At 64.4% G+C, this 22012-nt stretch carries 18 protein-coding genes and 1 pseudogene; 10 read left to right on the top strand and 9 right to left on the bottom strand.

Going from position 1 to position 22012, the window contains the following annotated elements:
- Nucleotides 1–277: pseudogene (locus WA702_RS10840) on the top strand (MlaD family protein); the annotation flags it as partial.
- Between the two features lie 242 nt (nucleotides 278–519).
- On the opposite strand, the gene WA702_RS10835 reads toward WA702_RS10840, so the two are convergent.
- Together WA702_RS10835 and WA702_RS10830 are read right to left on the bottom strand one after the other, a co-directional pair.
- Nucleotides 520–2028, bottom strand: coding sequence for a flavin-containing monooxygenase (locus tag WA702_RS10835; RefSeq protein WP_425110513.1), 1509 nt, complete (start codon nucleotides 2026–2028; stop codon nucleotides 520–522).
- A gap of 105 nt (nucleotides 2029–2133) precedes the next feature.
- Nucleotides 2134–2904, bottom strand: coding sequence for a S1 family peptidase (locus WA702_RS10830; RefSeq protein ID WP_425110512.1), 771 nt, complete (start codon nucleotides 2902–2904; stop codon nucleotides 2134–2136).
- Between the two features lie 90 nt (nucleotides 2905–2994).
- Between WA702_RS10830 and WA702_RS10825 the strand changes: the two genes are divergently transcribed.
- Nucleotides 2995–3630: an HAD-IA family hydrolase gene (locus WA702_RS10825; RefSeq protein ID WP_425110511.1), complete on the top strand. Its 636-nt coding sequence runs from the start codon at nucleotides 2995–2997 to the stop codon at nucleotides 3628–3630.
- 180 nt (nucleotides 3631–3810) lie between these two features.
- Here the strand turns inward: WA702_RS10825 and mtnA are convergent, their stop codons facing one another.
- From mtnA to WA702_RS10810, 3 genes are all read right to left on the bottom strand, one after another.
- The gene (mtnA, locus tag WA702_RS10820) at nucleotides 3811–4917 is read right to left on the bottom strand and encodes an S-methyl-5-thioribose-1-phosphate isomerase (protein WP_425110509.1); all 1107 of its coding nucleotides are present in this window, start codon (nucleotides 4915–4917) and stop codon (nucleotides 3811–3813) included.
- Between the two features lie 13 nt (nucleotides 4918–4930).
- Nucleotides 4931–5806, bottom strand: a complete 876-nt coding sequence (locus WA702_RS10815) for an S-methyl-5'-thioadenosine phosphorylase (RefSeq protein WP_425110508.1) — start codon at nucleotides 5804–5806, stop codon at nucleotides 4931–4933.
- Between the two features lie 131 nt (nucleotides 5807–5937).
- Nucleotides 5938–6201, bottom strand: coding sequence for a phosphopantetheine-binding protein (locus tag WA702_RS10810; protein WP_425110507.1), 264 nt, complete (start codon nucleotides 6199–6201; stop codon nucleotides 5938–5940).
- 403 nt (nucleotides 6202–6604) lie between these two features.
- Between WA702_RS10810 and WA702_RS10805 the strand changes: the two genes are divergently transcribed.
- Genes WA702_RS10805 through WA702_RS10795 form a run of 3 tightly spaced genes read left to right on the top strand, consistent with a single transcriptional unit; the run spans nucleotide 6605 to nucleotide 9655 of the window.
- Complete coding sequence (locus tag WA702_RS10805) at nucleotides 6605–7750, top strand: acyl-CoA dehydrogenase family protein (protein WP_425110514.1); 1146 nt, start codon at nucleotides 6605–6607, stop codon at nucleotides 7748–7750.
- 40 nt (nucleotides 7751–7790) lie between these two features.
- Nucleotides 7791–8753, top strand: a complete 963-nt coding sequence (locus WA702_RS10800) for an amino acid--[acyl-carrier-protein] ligase (protein ID WP_425110506.1) — start codon at nucleotides 7791–7793, stop codon at nucleotides 8751–8753.
- Between the two features lie 38 nt (nucleotides 8754–8791).
- Entirely contained in the window at nucleotides 8792–9655 is an 864-nt protein-coding gene (locus tag WA702_RS10795; RefSeq protein ID WP_425110505.1) for an acyl-CoA acyltransferase, read from the top strand.
- On the opposite strand, the gene WA702_RS10790 is transcribed toward WA702_RS10795, so the two are convergent.
- On the bottom strand, nucleotides 9656–10543 hold the full coding sequence (locus WA702_RS10790; protein ID WP_425110504.1) for a branched-chain amino acid aminotransferase: 888 nt from the start codon (nucleotides 10541–10543) through the stop codon (nucleotides 9656–9658).
- 165 nt (nucleotides 10544–10708) lie between these two features.
- On the opposite strand from WA702_RS10790, the gene WA702_RS10785 reads away from it, so the two are divergent.
- From WA702_RS10785 to metA, 3 genes are all read left to right on the top strand, one after another.
- Nucleotides 10709–11659, top strand: a complete 951-nt coding sequence (locus tag WA702_RS10785) for an alpha/beta hydrolase (protein WP_425110503.1) — start codon at nucleotides 10709–10711, stop codon at nucleotides 11657–11659.
- 165 nt (nucleotides 11660–11824) lie between these two features.
- A complete protein-coding gene (locus WA702_RS10780) occupies nucleotides 11825–13129 on the top strand; it encodes an O-acetylhomoserine aminocarboxypropyltransferase/cysteine synthase family protein (RefSeq protein WP_425110502.1) in 1305 nt (434 codons plus the stop codon).
- Between the two features lie 13 nt (nucleotides 13130–13142).
- Nucleotides 13143–14144 (top strand): homoserine O-succinyltransferase MetA, encoded by a 1002-nt coding sequence (gene metA, locus WA702_RS10775; RefSeq protein ID WP_425110501.1) that lies wholly within the window; start codon nucleotides 13143–13145, stop codon nucleotides 14142–14144.
- A gap of 94 nt (nucleotides 14145–14238) precedes the next feature.
- Here metA and WA702_RS10770 read toward each other — a convergent pair whose 3' ends face one another.
- From WA702_RS10770 to WA702_RS10760, 3 genes are all read right to left on the bottom strand, one after another.
- On the bottom strand, nucleotides 14239–15024 hold the full coding sequence (locus WA702_RS10770) for an outer membrane protein (RefSeq protein ID WP_425110500.1): 786 nt from the start codon (nucleotides 15022–15024) through the stop codon (nucleotides 14239–14241).
- A gap of 426 nt (nucleotides 15025–15450) precedes the next feature.
- Nucleotides 15451–18543 (bottom strand): bifunctional proline dehydrogenase/L-glutamate gamma-semialdehyde dehydrogenase PutA, encoded by a 3093-nt coding sequence (gene putA / locus WA702_RS10765; RefSeq protein WP_425110499.1) that lies wholly within the window; start codon nucleotides 18541–18543, stop codon nucleotides 15451–15453.
- A 62-nt stretch (nucleotides 18544–18605) separates the two neighbouring features.
- The gene (locus WA702_RS10760; protein ID WP_425110498.1) at nucleotides 18606–19262 is read right to left on the bottom strand and encodes a TetR/AcrR family transcriptional regulator; all 657 of its coding nucleotides are present in this window, start codon (nucleotides 19260–19262) and stop codon (nucleotides 18606–18608) included.
- A gap of 98 nt (nucleotides 19263–19360) precedes the next feature.
- Between WA702_RS10760 and WA702_RS10755 the strand changes: the two genes are divergently transcribed.
- Together WA702_RS10755 and WA702_RS10750 are read left to right on the top strand one after the other, a co-directional pair.
- The gene (locus WA702_RS10755; protein ID WP_425110497.1) at nucleotides 19361–20569 is read left to right on the top strand and encodes an HlyD family secretion protein; all 1209 of its coding nucleotides are present in this window, start codon (nucleotides 19361–19363) and stop codon (nucleotides 20567–20569) included.
- 1 nt (nucleotide 20570) lies between these two features.
- The coding region (locus tag WA702_RS10750) for an MDR family MFS transporter (protein ID WP_425110496.1) at nucleotides 20571–22012 on the top strand (1442 nt) is incomplete at its 3' end.

Below are 22012 nucleotides of genomic sequence, written 5' to 3'. Positions count from 1 at the left end.
TGATCAGGCCGAAGATGTCTTCAAGGGTTTTGACAAGTTCGTCACCCGGATCGACGGCGCGCTCCCCGGCTTCTCTAACGGCGACCCCGATGCGCTGCTTCACAAGGTGAAGTCGATCCGCGAGCTCGCCGACAGCTTCAGGCACAAATCGGCCAAAGTGATGGACGACAGCCGGCAGACCTTGCTCGATATCAGCGACGGCGCCAACGCGATGAGCAGCAAGATCGAGGGCCGCCCGGTGGTCGCAGCACCGCGGCGTGGGCCGAGGCGTCGCTAAGCGCGGGCGTTTTGCCAGCCTGCCTCGCAGTACTGCTCGCCCCTGGCAAGTATAGCCACCGAGCGCAGTTACAGGCACACTGTCGTCCCGGGCAAGCGCAGCGCAGACCCGGGACCCATACCGCGTGATCGCAGTTTGAGGCACGCTGCTAGTTGCCGCTGTGCGCTACAACATCCGCCTGTGCCTACGGGTCCCCGCGTGCGCGGGGACGGCATCTGAATTTGCGGCGCTAGCGGCGCGTCTCAGCTAGATCGGCTATACACAAACACCTTGTCTTCCAGATCGATCGCCGGAAACTGATCCTTCTCAGTCCAGTAATCCTGACTGTGCTGCCATTCCGGCTTGTCGCCCCGCTTGGGCAGAAGGTGCATGTCGCGCATCATGTAGCCGGGATTGAAATTCTCCGGATCGATCCACGACGACAACGGCATATTGTGATCCTCGGGCCGCAGCGCCGGCACCACCTTCTTCGCGCCTGTCTCATCCATGTGCGTCAACAGCCGGCAGACGAAATCGGCGACCAGATCGGTGCGGAGAGTCCAGCTGGCGCGGAAATAGCCGAACACCCAGGTCATGTTGGGCACGCCGGTGAACATCATGCCACGATAGGTCACGGTATCGCCGAACGCGAGCGGCGCACCATCGATCGTGAATGCGATGTCGCCGAGCATGCAGAGATTGAACCCGGTCGCGGTGACGACGATGTCCGCCTGCAGCTCGTCGCCGGACTTCAGCTTGATACCACGATCGGTAAAGCGCTCGATCTCGTCAGTGACGACCGAAGCCTTGCCGTCCCGGATGCTCTCGAACATGTCGGCGTTCGGTAAAAAAGCGAGACGCTGTCGCCACGGTCGGTAGCTCGGCGTGAAATGTTTGGCTGCATAGTCCTCGCCGACAATAGCGCTGATCTGGCCGATCAGTTCCTTCGCCACCTTGTCCGGATGCGCGAGACAGAGCTTGGTGAAGGCATCCTGCTCGAACAGGATCTTGCGTCGCACGATCTCGTGGATCCATTCCTCCTGGACCTGCAACTTGCGCAGCTCTTCGGCAAGCTCGATCACGTTGCGGCCGATGCGGAAATAGGTTGGCGAACGCTGCAGCATGGTGACATGGGCGCACTTGCCCGCGATCGCCGGGATCAAGGTCGCGGCCGTCGCGCCCGAACCGATCACGACGACTTTCTTATCTGCGAGTTCGATATCATCAGGCCAGCGCTGCGGATGCACGATGCGGCCCTTGAACTTGGCCATATCAGGCCATTCCGGCGTGTAGCCCTCGGAATGGCGATAATAGCCCTGGCACATCCAGAGGAAATTCGTGGTGAACGTCACCTGTGCGGCATCGCCCTTCTCCGCCGCGACGGTCCAGAGATTCGTGACGCTCGACCAGCTCGCGGATATGATCCTGTGCCCATAGCGGATGTGGCGATCGAGATCGTTCTCCGCGATCACCTCGCCCATGTAGGAAAGTATTTCTTCGGCGGTCGCGATCGGCGGCCCGATCCATGGCTTGAAGCTGTAGCCGAAGGTGTGCAGGTCGCTGTCGGAACGAATGCCGGGATAGCGATGCGTGCGCCAGGTGCCGCCGAAGCTTTCCTGGGTTTCCAGGATCACGAAGCTCTTGTTCGGCAGGGCCTTGGTCAGCTGATAGGCACTGCCGATGCCAGAGATGCCGGCGCCGACGATCAGGATATCGAAATGCTCGACGCTTTGCGAAGCTGTCGCTTCACGAATGGGGGCCATGACGTTCATGAACGGGCGTAGTCCTCAGGTTCTTTGATTTGGTTTCCTCTGCTATCAGGCTGAACCTGATCGCCGCGATGGTCAACCGTTCTGGCGCAACACCATAGTACGCGCTCAATTTCCGCCGAGCGGCAGGCCCCATTGTCGCGCCGTCTGCACGATCCAGTCGCGGTACAATGTCAGCGGGGTCGTGCCGGTCATGCCGCCGCAGCCCGCGCTGCCGTTGGCACCCGTCGACCAGGAGATGACGCCGACGATGACAGCTCCGGCCGGCTGCTGCTCGAACAGCGGACCGCCGGAATCGCCGGTACAGGCGCCAAGCCCTTCCTTCGTACCCTGCGTCGCCGGATCGACCAGCCTGATCTGCAATGTGCCGGGCTTGCCTGTCGCGACCAGAGATGCCGTGCGCACCACGCCGCCACTCTTTCCGTCGCCACGGATGGTGACGCCGATACCGGCGATGGTGAAGGCGTTGCCGGGCGCGAGCGGAAGCTGCGGCACGCCGAGCGCGGCCGACACGGCGTTCCTGATCGGCGCATCGAGTTCCAGCAGCGCGACGTCGGCCGAGGCGCGGTGCGCCAGGATCGCCTGCATGTTGAAAGCGGGATGCGCCACCGCGCGAAGCACCACCTTGAGCTGCGGCTTATGCGCGCTGTCGTATTCCACGATGCGGTAATCAGTGCCCGCCTGCACGCAGTGGCCGGCGGTCAGCACCAGCCGTGGCGCGATCAGCGCGCCGCTGCAGAACGTGCCGCGCGAGCCGATGATGGTCACGACCGAACGGCCGACACCATCGGTGGATGGCGGCGCGCCGCCAACGATGGCTGATGCCGGAGCGGCGGCGAGAAGCGCCGCGACGGCTGCTATGGACAGAATGGACTTCATCAGCGCAGCAATAGCGGCAGGTCGCGCCATCGCCAAGCGGCACACGCCGTGCTAGCGATCCGACCAACGGAAAACACTAACGAGGACGCGATGATCGAGGCGGTGATCTTTGACTTTGGCGGCGTGCTGACCACCTCTCCTTTCGAAGCCTTCGCCCGCTTTGAGGCAGAACGCGGCTTTCCCGTCGATATCATCCGCAACACCAATGCCGCCAATCATCTGGAGAACGCCTGGGCCAAATTCGAGCGCGCAGAAATCGATATCGACACCTTCGACCGCCTGTTCGCGGAGGAGTCGCGCGCGCTCGGCGGCGCCGAGGTGCGCGGCCGCGAGGTGCTGCCTCTGCTATCGGGTGACCTCCGTCCCGAGATGGTCGAGGCACTCAAGCGCATCAGTGGGCGCTTCAAGACCGGCTGCATCACCAATAATCTGCCAGCCAACGCGATCGGCAGCCGCAGCGGGCGCTCGCTCTATGTCGCTGAGGTGATGGTGCTGTTCAACCACGTCATCGAATCCGCCAAGGTCGGCCTGCGCAAGCCCGATCCGCGCATCTACCAGATGATGGTGGAAGCGCTCGGAGTCGATCCTAAGCACTGCATCTACCTCGACGACCTCGGCGTCAATCTGAAGCCGGCGCGCGCCATGGGCATGACCACGATCAAGGTGACAAGCGGACGGCAGGCGATCGCGGAGTTGGAAGCGACGACGGGGATGAAGCTGGGTTAAGTGTACGCTGCACCAGCGTAGCCCGGATGAGCGCAGCGACATCCGGGACAGCAAGACCCCGCGTATCGCTGCGCTCACGCGGACTACGCACTGCTTTCCGTCATTGCGAGCGAAGCGAAACGGTCCAGCGCCACAGAAAGAATCTGGATAGCGTCGCTTCGCTCGCAATGACGGAAGCTGCTAATAGTTGGTCTGCTTCGCCCGCTCCGGAAATGCCGCCGCCAGCGACGTACCGTCTGCCTCGAGCACGCCGCGCTCCGTGATCAGCCCGGTCACCAGCCGCGCCGGCGTGACGTCAAAGCCGTAATTGGCGACTGGCGAGCCCTCCGGCACGATCCGAACCGTCTCGATCCGGCCGTCCTTGGTGCGGCCGGTCATGTCGGTCACTTCCCGAGCATCGCGCTGCTCGATCGGGATCTGCCGTCCCTCGGCAACCGCAAAGTCGATGGTCGGCGACGGCAACGCCACATAGAACGGCACGCCATTGTCATGCGCGGCCAGCGCTTTCAGGTAAGTGCCGATCTTGTTGCAGACATCGCCATTCGCTGCGACACGATCGGTGCCGACGATGGCGAGATCGACCATGCCATGCTGCATCAAATGGCCGCCGGTGTTATCCGGAATCACCGTGTGCGGCACACCGTGATGGCCGAGCTCCCAGGCGGTCAGCGACGCACCCTGATTGCGCGGACGGGTCTCGTCGACCCAGACATGAACCTTGATGCCACGGTCATGCGCCAGATAGATCGGCGCCGTCGCCGTGCCCCAATCCACCGTCGCCAGCCAGCCGGCGTTGCAATGGGTCAGCACATTGACCGTCTCGCCGGACTTCTTGTTTGATGCAATCTTCTCGATCAGTGCCGCCCCATGGCCGGCTATGCCCTGATTGATGATGACATCCTCACCGGCAATATCGACGGCACGCGCGTAGGCTGCGTCGCGGCGCTCCGATGGCGCCAGCCGCCGCAGCATCGTCGCCATGGTGTCGAGCGCCCATTTCAGATTGATCGCGGTCGGCCGCGTTGCGATCAGCATCCGATAGGCGCGGTCGATGCCTTGATCGGAGCGGTCGTCGCGCATCGCCAGCGCCATGCCGAACGCCGCGGTGGCGCCGATCAACGGCGCGCCGCGCACCAGCATCGAGCGGATCGATTCAGCGGCCTCTTCGCAGGTCGTGATCTTGGTGATGACGAATTCATGCGGCAGTCGCCGCTGGTCGATCGCGGCGACCGACCAGCCGTCGGCCTCGAGCCAGATGCTGCGATAATGCTTGCCGTCGACCTTCATGGCGCGCTCTCACTCAGTTTCGCAACACGCGGCCCGCGACCGCATCGAGCTTCCCGAGGAGCTCGGGATCGCGCGCCTCCGGCGCCGTGATCAAAGCGGTGTCGAGCGCCCGGTCGGAGCCGATCGGACATGGCTCGTGCTCGCGCGGGAAATCCTGCGCGAGCCGCGCGACCAGCCGCTTGGCCTTGTCCGCATTCGCGCTCAATACACGAATAATGTCCTGCACCGTGACGGCGTCGTGATCCGGATGCCAGCAATCGAAATCCGTCACCATCGCCACGCTGGCGTAACAGATCTCGGCTTCGCGGGCGAGCTTGGCCTCCGGCATGTTGGTCATGCCGATTACGGAATAGCCCAACTGCTTGTAAGTCAGGCTCTCGGCCAGGGTCGAGAATTGCGGCCCCTCCATGCAGAGATAGGTGCCGCCGCGCGCGATCGCGATATGCTCGGCCTCGGCCGCTGCCGCGAGATGAATGCGCAGTCGCGGCGAGACCGGATGCGCCATCGAGACATGCGCGACGCAGCCTTTGCCGAAGAACGAGCTCTCACGCTTGTGGGTGCGATCGACGAACTGATCCACCAGCACGAAAGTGCCGGGCGACAGTTCCTCCTTAAACGAGCCGCAAGCCGACAGCGAAATCAGGTCGGTGACGCCCGCCCGCTTCAGCACGTCGATATTGGCGCGGTAATTGATGTCGGAAGGCGACAGCCGGTGGCCTTTGTCGTGGCGCGGCAGGAACACGATCGGAAGACCTGCGAGGCTGCCGCGACGCAGCGGCGCGGAGGGTTCGCCCCAGGGGCTCGCCATCACGTCCTCGCGCGCATTCTCCAGCCCCGGCAGATCATAGATGCCCGAACCGCCAATGATGCCCAGCACAGCCTGTGTCATGCTCACCCCGTGTCCGCTGGGATCGAGCTATGCCAGTTTTGCGGCCAAATGAAAACACCGGCCGTAAAATCGTAACTTCGCAAAGAGGTGTAACGGATGAGCCGCCGGTGCGTGGCGCCGTGAAGTGCGGCTCAGGCCGCCTGCAGTTGTTCCGCGACCAGCCGCTCCAGCGTCTGCACCGACTGGAAGTTCTCCGGCGTGATCTGCTCCTGCGGGATCGTGAAATCGAACTCGGCCTCGACGCCGAGCATCAGGTTGACCATGTCCATCGAGGTCAAGCCGATATCGACCAGCAGCGTATCCGGCGAGACCGTCGCCGTGACCGAATTCTGCGCCAGGATGTCCCGCACCAGCGCGGTGAGCCGGGCGCGAATCTCGCTGTCGACGTTCTGCATGATTGATCCTCTTTCGCCGAAGTATCGCTGATGATGCCGCACCGAACATAACGTCCAATGGTTTCGAAATCAGCCATGCGGAGCCCGGCTTGCCAGCACGTTTCGTCTTAACGCTAACGGGTCTCAGATGATTTTCGCGATTGCAGACACCGGGCATTAACCGCCGCATTGGGATTGCAATTCGTTTACCCTGAATTTCGTCGACGAATTTGAATCAAATCCGTAGCCTTGCGCGTAAAGCGAGACATGCCGGGTAGTCGGCGTCGCATTACGAGCATGCGCGGCGATCGGACCAATATCGGCGATTGCGGAGGTCTGATCGGTCATGAACGTGCAGGACATCAAGCATCGCGATCCCATTGATGATTCCGAACAGCTGCTGCTCGATCGCGGCTCGCTGTTCATGCAGCGCACCGCGGCGGTGGCTGCGCTGGCTGCGGCGGACGCCGAGGCCGTGGACCGCGAGGGCCGCTTCCCGAAGACCGCGATCGACGCGGCGCGCGAGCAGAAGCTGCTCGGCATGCAGGTCCCCGTCGAATTCGGCGGCTTCGGCGCGACGATCCACGACATCACCGATGTCTGCTACACGCTCGGCCGCTCCTGCGCCTCCACAGCGATGATCTTCGCCATGCACCAGACCAAGGTCGCCTGCCTGGTGCGTCATGGCCGCGGCAATCCGTACATGGAAGCGCTGATGCGCCGGATCGCGCGCGAGCAGCTTCTGCTGGCATCGTCGACCACCGAGGGCCAGAACGGCGGCAATGTGCGGGCGAGCGCCGCCGCTGTCGATGGCAATGACCACGAGATCACGTTGCTGCGCGACGCCACTGTGATTTCGTATGGCGCCGAGGCCGATGGCCTTGTCACCGTCGCCCGGCGGGCCAATGAGGCCGCGGCATCCGACCAGGTGCTGCTGGCGCTGGTCAAGGAAGACTATGCGCTGAAGCGCACGGTAGGCTGGGAGACGCTCGGCATGCGCGGCACTTGCTCGACCGGCTTCGAGCTGAAGGTGAGCTGCCCGTCGGATCGCGTGTTCCGCGAGCCCTACGACCGCATCCACGCCCAGACCATGACGCCCTTTGCGCATCTCGCCTGGTCGTCGGCGTGGGCCGGAATCGCTGCAGCAGCCGTTCAGCGCGCGCAACGGTTCATCCGCAAGGCAGCACGCAGCAGCGGCGGACAGACGCCGCCGGCGGCGGCGCATTTCACCGCAGCCAGGATGTCGCTTGCCAAGCTCCGCGCCGTCATCGCCGCCAATTTGAACGCTTTCGTCACGCATGAATATGACGAGCGCGCTTTGACCTCGCTCGACTTTCAATCCTCGATCACGCTGCTGAAGGTCGAGGCCTCCGAGCTCGCGGTCGAAACCGTGATGAGCGCAATGCGCGCCTGCGGCCTGTCGGGCTATCGCAACGACGGCGAGTTCACGATCGGGCGCCACTTACGCGACGTGCTGTCGGCGCCGATCATGATCAACAACGACCGTATCCTGGCCAATGTGGCGACGGCGAGCCTGATGAGCGCGGTGCCGACCTCGCTGCACGACTGACGCCTTCCATTTCGAGCTTATTCATTTGGGACCTTTCACCATGACCATTCCCGTTCTGAAGCAATCGCCTGCTCTCGCGCCGCAGCCCGCCGATCCGCTCGACCATCTCGCCGATGCCCTGTTCCACCGCATGGGCGCGGACGGCGTCTATGCGCGCACCGCGCTCTATGAAGCCGTGGTGGAGCGGCTGGCTGCGCTGATCTCGCGGCATCGCGATGATAACACGGAGGTGATGCGCTTTCCCCCGGTCATGAGCCGGGCGCAGCTGGAGAAGTCCGGCTATTTGAAGAGCTTTCCGAACCTGCTCGGCTGCGTCTGCGGCCTGCACGGCAGCGAGCGCGACATCAACGACGCCGTCAGGCGCTTCGACGCCGGCGGCGATTGGACCAGTTCGCTGTCGCCGGCCGATCTCGTGCTGTCGCCGGCCGCCTGCTATCCGGTCTATCCGATCGCCGCGAGCCGCGGCCCGCTGCCGGTCGGCGGCCTGCGCTTCGATGTCGCCGCCGACTGCTTCCGTCGCGAGCCGTCGCGCCATCTCGACCGTCTGCAATCGTTCCGGATGCGCGAATATGTCTGCATCGGCACGCCGGACGACGTCGCGGCATTTCGCGAACGCTGGATGGACCGCGCCCAGGGCCTGGCGCGGACGCTCGGCCTGAGCTTCCGCGTCGATCATGCCAGCGATCCGTTCTTCGGCCGCGTCGGCCAGATCAAGGCGGTCAGCCAGAAGCAGCAAGCGCTGAAATTCGAGCTGCTGATACCGCTGCGCTCGGAGGAGCAGCCGACGGCCTGCATGAGCTTCAACTATCACCGCGAGCATTTCGGCACCACCTGGGGCATCACTGACGCCAATGGCGAGCCGGCGCATACCGGCTGCGTCGCCTTCGGGATGGACCGCCTGGCGGTCGCGCTGTTCCATACCCATGGCACGGACCTCGCACGCTGGCCGGTGCAGGTGCGTGAGGCGCTCGAGCTTGCGCAGCCCGCACCGATGATCGGCTGACGGAGGCGCACCCGACGCGCTATGACCACGCAGAAACCATGATCCGGTGTCGTGAGATCGCGCCCAAAGACCTCGAGGCGATCGCCGATCTCCTGACGCATGGCTTCGTCGGGCGCTCGCGCGACTATTGGATGACCGGCCTCCGTCGCCAGGCGATACGGGACGTGCCGAACGGTTATCCGCGCTTTGGCTACATGCTGGATCATGACGGCGCACCGGTCGGCGTGCTGCTCCTGATCTACACCGACCGCGGCAACGACAGTTCATCCGAGATCCGCTGCAACCTCTCGAGCTGGTATGTCGAGCCGGCCTTCCGCAACTATGCGCCGATGCTGACCAAGATCGCGCAGCGGCTGAGGGAAGTCACCTACGTCAACATCAGCGCCGCACGCTGGACCTGGCCGCTGATCGAAGCCCAGGGCTTTCGCGCCTATTGCGACGGTCTGTTCTTCTCGCTGCCGCTGTTGTCGCGCGCCGGTGGTGGCGCGCGTGTCGAAATCATCCCGGCGGACGCCACAACGATCGACGGCCTGCCAGACGCTGAAGCAAATCTGCTACTCCGCCATGCCCGGACCGGCTGCCTCAGCGCCATGGTCCACACCGCGCAAGCCGCGATGCCGTTCGTGCTGCAGCCGATTCGGATCCGTCATGGCATCATCGCGCCGCCGGCCATGCAGCTGATCTATTGCCGCAATGTCGCCGACTATGTCGCCTGCGCTGGCGCGATCGGCCGCATGCTGCTCGCGCGCGGCAAGATCTCCGTGATCCTCGATGCCAACGGTCCGGTGCCGGGATTGGCCGGAATCTATACCGAGCGGCGCGGGCGAAAATATTTCAAGGGGCCGATCACGCCGCGGCTCGGCGACCTCGCGGACACCGAGCTCGCGATCTACGGTCCTTGATCAGGCCGCACGCTCCATCGCGTGGGCGAAATCCCAATACAGCGTGCGCGCGCGGGTAAAGACGGGTCCGATCGGCAGCTGCCGCTCATCGATGCGGATTACCGGCGCCAGCTTGGCGAAATTGCCGGACGAGAAGATCTCGTCGGCCGACTGGAAATCCTCGTAGCGCAACGTGGTCTCGACCACGGAAATGCCGTCCGCCCGCAACAGCTCGATGACGCGCTGGCGGGTGATGCCGTTGAGGAACGTGCCGTTGGGCACTGGGGTGAACACCACGCCATCCTTGACCATGAACACATTGGCATTGCCAAATTCCGCGACATTGCCGAGCAGATCCAGCATCAGGCAGTTGTTGAAGCCGCGCGACGCCGCCTCGATCAAGGCGCGCGAATTGTTCGGATAGAGGCAGGCGGCCTTGGCGTCGACCGGCGCGCATTCCATCGTCGGCCGGCGGAACGGCGACAGCGTGATCGCATTGCCGGTCGGCTTCGGCATCGGAGCCTCGTAGATGCACAGGCACCAGTTGGTGGTCTCGGGATCGAACAGCACGCCGCCGCCGGCGCCATGCTGCGCCCAGTACATCGGCCGGATGTAAAGCTCGGCATTTGCCGCGAACCGCGCGATGCCCTCCTGCGCGAGGCCGATCCAGGTCTCGACATCGACCACCGGCTTCAGTCCGAAATTCGCCGCGGAGCGATTGGCCCGCGTGCAGTGGAGATCCAGATCGGGCACGGTCCCCTCGAAGGCGCGCGCGCCGTCGAACACGGTCGAGGCCAGCCAGGTGGCGTGGGTGCGCACGCCCATGATCGGCGCGTTGCCCTCGTGCCACGCGCCTTCGAAGAAGGTCCAGGTTTGCGAATAGCTGACGGGCTTGACGATGTGGCTCATGATGGCCTCCCCGGCATCGTGCGAGAATATTTGCTGGCCGCATTGTTCGCGCGAATGTTTTAAGGATTTGCGTGACCGGTCCAGCCCTAATCATGATCGATTTACGATTGAACCGCCACAATGGGCGCTCATACGGTGATTGATACCGGATTAACGAAGTCCGCCATGCCGCTCGATGCCCGCGCCCAACGCCTGCTGACCATGATCGCCGCTGCTTGCCCGGCGGAGCGGCCCAGGCCGACGCCGGGCGAACGACGGCAGTCGCTCGCCAAGCTGATGCAGTTCGCCCGCGCCGACATGAGCGCCGTGGCCACGCGTGACAGCACGTTTTCTGGTCCTGCGAGCGAGCTGCGGTATCGGCTCTATGCGCCACTGGATCGCACGGAGGACATCCTCCCCGGCTTCGTGTTCTTCCATGGCGGCGGCATGGTTGCCGGCAGCATCGAGACCCACGATCGCGTGGCGGCGACGCTCGCTCTCACAACCGGTTGCCGGCTCGTCTCGGTCGAGTACCGTCTAGCGCCGGAGCACAAATTTCCCGCGGGTATCGACGACGCGACCGCAGCAGTCGATTTCGTCGCGCACAATGCCGCCGCGCTCGGCATCGATACGCGCCAGCTGGTGGTCGGCGGCGATTCCGCCGGTGCGACATTGGCGACTATCGTTTGCCAGCACGCAGTGCGAACCGCCGGCCCTGCCATCGTTGCGCAGTGCCTGATCTGTCCGGTGCTGGATTTCGTCGAACCCTCGCCCTCGCGCGAAGCTTTTGCCGACGATCCGCTGATCGATCACGTCACGCTCGAGGCCGATCTCTGCGACTATCTGCCCGAGGGCATTGACCTTGCCGATCCCCGCGTCTCGCCGCTGCGTGCGCCCGACCTCGCGGGCTTGCCGGCCGCCATCATCCATACCGCCGAGTTCGATCCGATGCGCGATGAAGGCAACGCCTTTGCGAAGCGGCTGGCGGCTGCCGGCGTCGCCGTCGATCACACCTGCCATGACGGCATGGTGCACAATTTCCATGCCCTGGGCGCGGTGCTGTCGCAGGCGGCGCAAGTGCTGGCGCGGATCGGCGAGCAGGTCAGGCGTGAGCTTGCGAGATCGCGGACGAATTGACTCAAACTTTAACGATATGTAGCGAGCCTCTCGCGGCTGCATTTCATTAGGGTTATTTCGTCGTTCTTGCCGCGAATTATTGCTCGCTTTACCGCCTCGATCTAACACGGTAGCGGCGCAGCACGCATCTCAACAAACATGCGTCGCGTTGAGCGGAGGTCGATGATGCGCAAAGAAACCATTGCCATTCACGCTGGCTACGAGCCTGACCCGACCACAAAGGCTGTCGCCGTCCCGATCTACCAGACCGCCGCCTATGCGTTCGACAGCGCCGACCATGGCGCCGCGCTGTTCAATCTCGAGGCCGAGGGCTTCCGCTACAGCCGCATCTCCAATCCCACCACGGCCGTGCTGGAAAATCGCGTGGCCGAGCTGGAAGGCGGCGTCGGCGCGCTCGCACTGGGATCCGGCCAGGCTGCGCTGCATTTCGCCTTCGTCAACGTCGCCGACGGCGGCGGCAACATCGTCTCGGTGCCGCAGCTCTATGGCACGACACATACGCTGCTCGGCCATATCCTGCCGCGCCAGGGCATTGCTGGGCGTTTCGCCGAGAGCGACAGCGCGGATGCGATCGAGCGCCTGATCGACGAGAACACCAAGGCGGTGTTTGCCGAGACCATCGGTAATCCCGCCGGCAATGTCTGCGACATCGAGGCTTTGGCCAACGTCGCGCATCGTAATGGCGTGCCGCTGATCGTCGACAATACGGTGGCAACCCCGATTCTGCTCAGGCCATTCGACTACGGCGCCGACATCGCGGTGCATTCGCTGACCAAATTCCTTGGCGGTCACGGCACCACACTCGGCGGCGCCCTGGTCGACAGCGGCCGCTTTCCCTGGGCGCAGCATGCCGGCCGCTTCCCGGCATTCAGCCAACCTGACGATTCCTATCACGGCATGGTCTACACCGATCATTTCGGCCCGGCTGCCTATATCCAGCGCGCGCGCAGCGTCTATCAGCGCACCATGGGCGCGGTGCTGTCGCCGTTCAACGCGTTCCTGCTGCTGCAGGGCATCGAGACGGTTGCATTGCGTATGGAGCGGCATGTCGAGAACGGCCGCAAGGTCGCGGAATTCCTGCGCAACGATCCGCGTGTCGCCTGGATCAACTATACGGGTTTCCCGGACAACCCCTATTACCCGCTGGTGCAGAAATATCTGAAGGGCCAGGCTTCATCCCTGTTCACCTTCGGCATCCAGGGTGGCCATGAGGCCGGCAAGGCATTCTACGACGCGCTCAAGCTGGTCACCCGTCTCGTCAATATCGGCGACGCCAAGTCGCTGGCCTGCCACCCGGCGTCGACCACGCATCGGCAGATGCCGCCCGAACACCAGCGCAAGGCCGGCGTGCTGCCGGAGACCATCCGTTTGTCAATCGGCATCGAGCATATCAGCGACATTATCGCGGATCTCGATCAGGCGCTGGCGCAGGCCTGTGCCAGTTCGCCGCGGCTCGCCGCCGCGGAGTGAGGACGCCACCGCTGTGACGCTCCTGTTCGACAGGCATCGCACAATCACAAGCCCGGCGCTGGTGCCGGACGATCGCGAGCAGGACGGCCGCCAGGGCGACCAGACCGAGCTCGTGATCGGCCTCGTCAACAACATGCCGGGCAGCGCCTTGAAGGCGACCGAGCGGCAATTCGCGCGGCTGCTGCATAAGGCCGCAGCGCCCCACATGCGCGTTCGCCTTCATTGCTTCTCCCTACCCTCGATAGCACGCACGCCGGCCCTGCAGAAGCATGTGGCGCAGCATTACGATGATATCGGCACACTCGGCCAGCTCGCGATCCACGGCCTGATCGTGACCGGCGCCGAGCCGATCGCGGACGATTTGCGCGATGAACCCTATTGGCCCGAGCTGACCTCGCTCATCGACTGGGCGGCGACGCATACCCGCTCGGCGATCTGGTCGTGCCTCGCCGCGCATGCAGCGGTGCTGCACCTCGACGGCATCGCACGGCGCAGGCTTCCCGCAAAATGTTCTGGCGTCTATGACTGCAGCAAGGCAGCTGACGACTGGCTGACCCGCGGCGTCCGCTCGCCGCTGAAGGTCTCACATTCGCGCTACAACGCACTGGACGAGCACGAGCTCACCGCGCGCGGCTATCAGATGCTGACGAGATCGGACACGATCGGTGCCGATATCTTCGCGCAGCAACTGTCGAGCCGGTTCATCTTCTTCCAGGGCCACCCGGAATATGACGCGCTGTCGCTGCAGCGGGAATACATGCGCGATGTCGCGCGCTTCCTGAGCGGCCAGCGCGACGAATATCCGAATCTCCCGGCGGCCTATTTCGACAGCGCGACCGAACAGATCCTGAAGCATTTCGAGGCGCGCGCGCGCGCCAGTCGCGATCCAACGCTCGCTGCCGAACTGCCGGGCTTGACGCTGCGGCCCGACCTTGCCACCGGAACAGCCGCCAACCTGCTGTTCAGGAACTGGCTCAGCTTCCTCGCCGCAGGCGCAGGAAAACGCGGCCGATGAATACAGACAGCATCACAGCTGCTGCGTAGACGCCATGCCCATAAAAAAGGCCTCGACACCGTCGAGGCCTCGAGTTCGCATGAATGCCGGACGATCAGTAACGCGCGGCGATCACCGGACCCACGTTGAACTTCCAGTTGACGCCGACGCGGACCATGTCGTCCGACAGCTTGACGTCGCGCGACACGATGGTGGTGGTCGTGCAGCCGACCTTGAAGTCGATCGGGGTAGTGATATAGCGCGACGTGCCGAAATCGGCGTGCAGATATTCGAGCTTGACCGTGAGCGCGCCCAGCGGGCCGGTATAGGCGGCCCATTCGCCGCCGACACCGGCAACCCAGCCGGTCCGCGACTGTGAATCCGTCACGTTCCCGAAGCCCGGCGTGGCGACAGTGACGTCGGTGCCGGCGAAGGCGACGCCGCCGGCGCCATAGACCATGAAGCGGTCGAACGCATAGCCGACCCGGCCGCGCAGCGTGTCGATCCACTTCTCTTTCGTCGTGTTCAAGGTCTTGGTGTTGAACGGCGCCAGATCGTGGGCGCTGCCGTTCTTGTCGGTCCAGGAATAGTCGTTCTCGATGCCGACAACGATATTGTTGCTGAACTCGTAGTTGCAACCGACCGTGCCGCCCGCGATCCCTCCGCTCAAGTCGTAGCCATTGGTCAGGGCCTGACCGGACGCAGGCCCGGAGCGCGCCGTCTGCCCGCTCCGTCCCCATTGCGCGCCACCCTCGACGCCAAGATAGCACCCCGTCCAGTTGAACGGGATTGCCGTGGTCACCGGCGGCGCTTTCATCGCCATCGGCGGCTTCAGATCGACCGCGAAGGCCGATGAACCTGCAACCAGCAAGGCTGCAGCCGTCAACAAAGTTCGTTTCATTACACTACCCACACTCTACTCGCGCTTCCTGATGCTACTCGCGCTTATTAGTTGCACTACGAGCACTATCGTTGCCCTCAGCGCGTGAGCACGTTAGCAGGCACAAAGATGTGAAGCTGTGATGCGCGAGCAACGAACGTGGAAACGAGATTGTCAACGCTGTGGCGATCCGCAGAAGCGCCGGGCGCGAGCCGCACAAACGCGCAAGACTCGTCAGATAGCGGTCGGAATTCAGGCGAAGGCGAGACGCGGAGCGTGCCGCACAGGCAACGCCGTGTGCATAATGAGCAACGCCGAATCGCGATTGCACCGAGTCAAGTGTCCAATCGGCTCGCAAACGCGGACATGACGACAGCGCACGTCGTCCGTGTGTTGCCTATACGCGCCGCTGCGGAGGTGCTGGATGCGTCATTCGGGACACAGCGTTCAGCGATCGCCGAGCGAAGCCAATGCCGCATTACCACCTGCGGCTGCAGTGTTGATCGTAACCGTCTGCTCCGTCGCGAAGCGCGCGAGGTAGTGCGGCCCGCCGGCTTTCGGTCCTGTCCCCGACAGGCCACAGCCACCGAACGGCTGCACGCCAACCACAGCACCGATCATATTGCGGTTGATGTAGATGTTACCGACCGGCAGTTCGCATACCTTACCGGCGAGATGGCCGATGCGCGAGTGCAGGCCGAAAGTGAGTCCATATCCCGACGCTCCGATGGCCCGCAGGACGTCGCCGAGGTCCTCGGCGCGATAGCGCACGACATGCAGGATCGGGCCGAACACCTCCTTGCCGAGCGCCTCGACACTTTGCAGTTCGAAGACATGCGGCGCCACGAAACTGCCCGCCTGCGGCGCGCTACCTGCATAATGCACGCGCGCGGTCACTTTCATTTGCGCGATGTGGGCGTCGAGCCGCGTCTTCGCCTCGGCATCGATGACCGGGCCGATATGGGTGGCGACGTTGCGGGGATCTCCAAGGTTGAGCTCGCGCGCGGCGCCGACGATCATCTCGATCATCGTATCCGCAACGTCATCCTGCACACACAATAGCCGCAGCGCCGAGCAGCGCTGGCCGGCAGATCGAAACGCCGACGTCACGACGTCGTCCGCCACCTGCTCCGGCAACGCGGTGGAATCGACCAGCATGGCATTGATGCCACCGGTCTCTGCGATTAGCGGCACGATCGGCCCGTCGCGATGGGCGAGTGCGATGTTGATCGCGCGGGCTGTCTCATAGGAGCCGGTAAAGACGACGCCCGCGATCGCCGGAAGCTTCACGAGATGCGCACCGACTGCGCCATCTCCCGGAACGAACTGCAGCGCCGTCGGCGCAATGCCGGCTTCGTGCAACAGCCGCACCGCTTCCGCGCCAATCAGAGGTGTCTGCTCGGCCGGCTTGGCGACGACGCTATTGCCGGCCATCAGCGCGGCCGCGATCTGGCCGACGAAGATCGCAAGCGGGAAATTCCACGGCGAGATCGCAGCGAACACACCGCGCGGCTTGAGCAGCAGCGTGTTCGATTCGCCGGTCGGGCCGGACATATCGAGCGCGCCGCCAAACAGCTTCTCGCCCTCGGCGGCGTAATAGCGGCAGAAATCCGCGGCCTCGCGAATTTCCGCGATCGCGTCGTCGATGGTCTTGCCGGCTTCGATTGCCAACAAATGGATCAGCCGACCGCGGCGCGCTTCGATCAGGTCGGCGGCGCGCCGCAAGGCCTGCGCCCGATGCGCGGCCGGTCTCGCGGCCCACCCACCAAACCCGAGCACCGCTGCTTCGATCGCCCGGCTCGCGACCGCGATGTCGGCATCCACGACATGGCCGGCGACAACAACCGGATCGAAGGGGCTGGCGAGCGCGCGTGACGGACCTGAGATCTCGTGCCCATCGATGATCGGCGCCGCAGTCGCCTCGGATGCGCGGCCGCGTGCCACCTCCTCTCGCAGCGCCTGCAACGAGGCATGATGACCGAATTCCACGCCTGCCGAGTTGCGGCGCGCCGGACCATAGAGATCGCATGGACGCGCGATGTTCGGATGGCGTGCAGCCGCCGCATCGCCGATGATCTCGGCCTCGCTGAGGACAAGCTGCTCGATTGGAACATCCGGATCGGCGGCGACGGAGACGAAGGATGAGTTGGCGCCGTTCTCGAGCAACCGGCGGACCAGATAGGCCAGGAGGTCGCGATGCTTGCCGACCGGGGCGTAGGTCCGGCAAGCGATGCCCGCGTGCTGCTCGCGCAAGGTGACGTAGAGCGCCTCGCCCATACCATGCAGCCGCTGGAATTCATAGCCTTTGCCGGCGCGCGCGGCGTGGACGATATGCGCGACCGTCATCGCATTGTGGGTGGCAAATTGCGGGAAGATGCGCGGACGCAACGCCAGCATCCGTCGCGCGCAGGTGAGGTAGTTCAGGTCAGTCATCGCCTTGCGCGTGAAGACCGGGTAATCGTCGAGCCCGCGTTCCTGCGCGCGCTTGATCTCGGTGTCCCAATAGGCGCCCTTGACTAGGCGTACCATCAGCCGTCGCGCGTGGGTCTCCGCGAGATCGGCGATGAAGCCGATCACAGCCTCCGCGCGCTTCTGATAGGTCTGGATGGCGAGACCGAAACCGTCCCAGCCGGCCAACGATCGATCGGCGATCACGCGCGCGATCACCGTCATCGACAGATCGAGCCGATCGGCTTCCTCGGCATCGAGGGTGAGATTGAGATCGAACGACTTGGCTTTGCGCGCCAACGCGATCACGTCGGGCACCAGTTCGCGCAGCACCCGCTCACGGCCGATCTCCTCGTAGCGCGGATGCAGCGCCGAGAGCTTCACCGAGATGCCGGGACGCTCGGGCAGCGCCGCATTGCCGGCGGCACGGCCGATCGCCTCGATCGCGGCGGCGTAGGACTGCAGGTAACGCGCAGCATCGGCGCTTGTGCGCGCGCCCTCGCCCAGCATGTCGAAGGAATAGCGATACAGCCGGCCCTGGCTCGAATTGGCGCGGTCGAGCGCCTGATCGATGGTCTCGCCGAGCACGAAATGGCTGCCGAGCAGGCGCATCGCCTGCCGCGCCGCGGTCCGCACCGTCGGCAGTCCTAGCCGCCGCGCCAGGTTCGCAACCACGCTTTCCGGCGTCTCGTTCGGCGCGATCACGCGCGCGGCGATCCCGAGCGCCCAGGCCGAGGCGGTCACCAGCGGCGTGTGCGATTTGGTCTCGTGGTGCAGGAAGTCGCTGCGGCCGAGCTTGTCCTCGATCAGCCGGTCGGCAGTCTCGTCGCCGGGGACGCGCAGCAGCGCCTCCGCCAGCACCATCAGCGCCAGGCCCTCATTGGTCGAGAGCGCGTATTCCTGCAGGAAATCTTCGATGCCGCCGAAGCGGGAGGCCTTGCTGCGGATGCCCTCGATCAGCCGCCGCGCGGTCGCCTTTACCGCAGTGAGGTCAGCGCCGGCCTGCTGATCCAGAAGGCGCTGCGCGATGGCAACATCGTCCTCCGCGAAGGGTGGCGAGAACAGCGGTCCGGCAACAGGCGTGGAGGTCATGGGCGCGCTCCGATCGTCCCGGTAGAAGTATGCCAGTCGGAGAGCGATTTCGATAGCGAACGTCAGCCGCTCGCTCTGCAGCCCCGCAGGAAGAGCCTGGCGCAGGTCGCGACGCGCTTCTCGATCTCGGCGCGAGCAGGCAGCGGCAGGCCGCCATAAACCGTGGCGCGCTGCGGTGACGACGCCACCATGCCGATCAGCATGCCCGCGACCTCGTCGGGATCGTCGAGTTGGATCAGGCCCTGCTTGACCTGACGCTTCAGCCAGCTAGCCAGCGTCGTCGCCGTGCGCAGGATGCCATCCTTGTAATAGGTTCGCGCGAGGCTGGTGTTGCCCGTCTCCTGCAGCACGATGCGCTGCAGCGCGACCACTTCCGGATCGAGCACGAGATCCATGCAGGCGAGCAGCGCCGCGGTCAGCGCCTGCTCGATGTCATCGTAACGGGCGGCCGTGCGCAGATTGACGTCGGCGAGGAAGCGGTCGAGCCGATCCGACACCATGCCTTCGAACAGCTCGGTCTTGCTCGGGATCAGCCGGTAGAGCGTCTTGGTCGAGACGCCGGCGCGGCGCGCCACTTTTTCGGTCGATGTCGCGGCAAAGCCGTTGGCGGCAAATTCGTGCCGCGCCGCCTCGTAGATGATCTGACGCGTCTCGTCGTCGCTCCGCAGTTGTGGACGGCCGCGACAGCGCCGATCAGAGGAAGATTCTGGTTCAGCCATGTCTTTACATGATGCCTGTCATTCTATTGACAGTCCCAGTGTGGGTTCTATTTTGGAAACTGTCAAGTTTCCCAATTCCCCAAGGGGGAGAGAACGCCATGACCGCGCAACAGACCACCCTCCTGATCGACCAGCCGACGGCCACGGCCGCCCTGCAGCCAGAGCTGCGGCCGGCGCCAACTGCCGCACCGGCCGCGCGTCGACTTAATGTTCGCCGGCTCCTGCTGACCGGCGCGGCGCTCGCCGTGCTCGCTGCCGCAGGATGGTACGGCTGGGATTATTGGACGGTCGGCCAGTATCTGGTCTCTACCGACGACGCTTACGTGAAGGCCGATAGCACCACCATCGCGCCCAAGGTCAGCGGCTATCTCGACCAGGTGCTGGTCGGCGACAATGAGCGCGTCAAGGCCGGCCAGATGCTGGCGCGAATCGATGTCCGCGACTTCAAGGTCGCGCTCGACCAGGCCAAGGCCGACGTCTCCGCCGCCAAGGCCGCGCTCGCCAGCAAGCAGGCCCAGCTCGACGTGCAGCAGGCCGTGATCAATGCCGCGCATGCTACCCTCGACGTCGACCGCGCCAACGTCACTTTCGCCTCGCAGGAGAACCGCCGCTACGGCGATCTCGCCGCAACCGGCTTCGGCAGCGTGCAGAACGCGCAGCAGGCGCAGGCGAGAAATGCGAGCGCGGAAGCGACGCTCGCGCGTGACAATGCAAGCCTCATCTCTTCCGAGAAGCAGCTCGACTTGATCAGGGCCGACATCGTCCAGGCCGACGCGGCGGTGTCGCATTCCCAAGCGGTCGAACACCAGGCCGAGCTCAATCTCGGCTACACCACCATTGTCGCGCCGATCGACGGCGTGGTCGCCAACCGCACCTTGCGCATCGGCCAATACGTCACCGCCGGCACGCAGCTGATGTCGGTGGTGCCGGTCGACAGCGCCTACATCGTCGCGAACTACAAGGAGACGCAGCTCACGCATGTACATCGGGGCCAGGCGGTCGACGTCGAAGTCGACATGTTCCCGGGCCAGGTGGTGCACGGCCATGTCGACAGCCTCGCGCCGGCCAGCGGACAGGAATTCGCGCTGCTGCCGCCCGACAACGCCACCGGCAATTTCACCAAGGTGGTGCAGCGGATTCCGGTCCGCATCGCGCTCGACGGCGACAATACCAGCCGCATCACGCTGCGCCCGGGCATGTCGGTGGTGCCGACTATTGCCACCCGCGAAACCGCCGAGGCGCGGGCTGCGCCCATCGTCCCGTCGCACTCCACGAACGCCACTATCAAGACCGCTGGAGTGAACTAACATGACCACCACCAGCATTGCCACCTCGCGCCTCGCTCGCGACCCGCCAGCGCCGGCCATTTCCGATCCCAACCGCGCCAGCCTCATCACCTGGATCGCCGTGCTCGCCGCCATGATCGGCTCGTTCATGGCGATCCTGAATATCCAGATCACCAACGCCTCGCTGCAGAACATCGAGGGCGGCATCGGCACCGGCGCCGACAATGGTTCCTGGATCTCGACCTCCTATCTAATCGGCGAGATCGTCGTGATCCCGCTCACCGACTATCTCAGCCGTGTGTTCTCGTTCCGCATCTACATGCTGGCGAGCGCCGTCCTGTTCGCGGCCTTCTCGGTCGCCTGCGCCTTCACCCACGATCTGCCGTCGATGATCGCGATGCGCGGCCTGCAGGGCTTTGCCGGCGGCGTGCTGATCCCGATGGCCTTTACCCTTGTGCTGACGAAGCTGCCGAAGGCGCAGCAGCCGACCGGGCTTGCCATCTTCGCGCTCTCCGTCACCTTCGCGCCGGCGATCGGCCCGACCATCGGCGGCTATCTCACCGAGACCTATGGCTGGCGCACCATCTTCTTCGTCAATGTGCTGCCGACCGCGGCCATGGTCGGCGCGCTCTATATGTCCTTGGAGCGGGCGCCGATGCAGCTCAAGCTGCTGAAGGAAGGCGACTGGCCCGGCATCTTCACCATGGCGATCGGGCTGTCGGCGCTGCAGACCGTGCTCGAGGAAGGCAACAAGGACGACTGGTTCGCATCGCCGTTCATCTTGAAGCTCGCGGTCGTCGCGGTCGTCAGCCTTACGTTGTTCATCTGGATCGAGCTCACGGTCGACAAGCCGCTGATCCGGCTGCGCTTGCTCAAGGGCCGCAACTTCGCCTTCGGCGTGGTGGCGATGACCATGGTCGGCTTCGCACTGTTCGGCTCAGTCTATATCCTGCCGGCCTATCTCGGCCAGGCCCAGGGCTACAATTCCGAGCAGATCGGCGCGGTGCTGGCCTGGACCGGGCTGCCGCAGCTGATTCTCATTCCGCTGATCCCGAAGCTGATGCAGCGTTTCGACACCCGTTACGTTGCGATCACAGGCCTCGTGATCTTCGCCTATAGCTGCTTCATGAACACCGCGATGTCGCCCGACTATGCCGGCGACCAGCTCTTTATCCCGAACATCGTCCGCGCCGTCGGCCAAGCCATGGTGCTGACGCCGCTGACCTCGGTCATGACCGGCGAGATCGCCCCGCAGGATGCCGCCGCCGCCTCCGGCATTTCCAACATGCTGCGCAATCTCGGCGGCGCCATCGGCACCGCGGTGCTCGCCACCATCGTCACCAAGCGCGAGCAGTTCCACTCCAACATCATCGGCCAGAGTGTCACGCTCGGCCGCGAGGAGGTGCGCACCCGGATCGCGCAGATGACCGACTACTTCATGGCCCACGGCGTGCCCGATCCGGC

This window comes from Bradyrhizobium sp. (assembly GCF_049798375.1).
Classification (GTDB): domain Bacteria; phylum Pseudomonadota; class Alphaproteobacteria; order Rhizobiales; family Xanthobacteraceae; genus Bradyrhizobium.
This window is presented reverse-complemented; position numbering and strand designations above follow the sequence as displayed.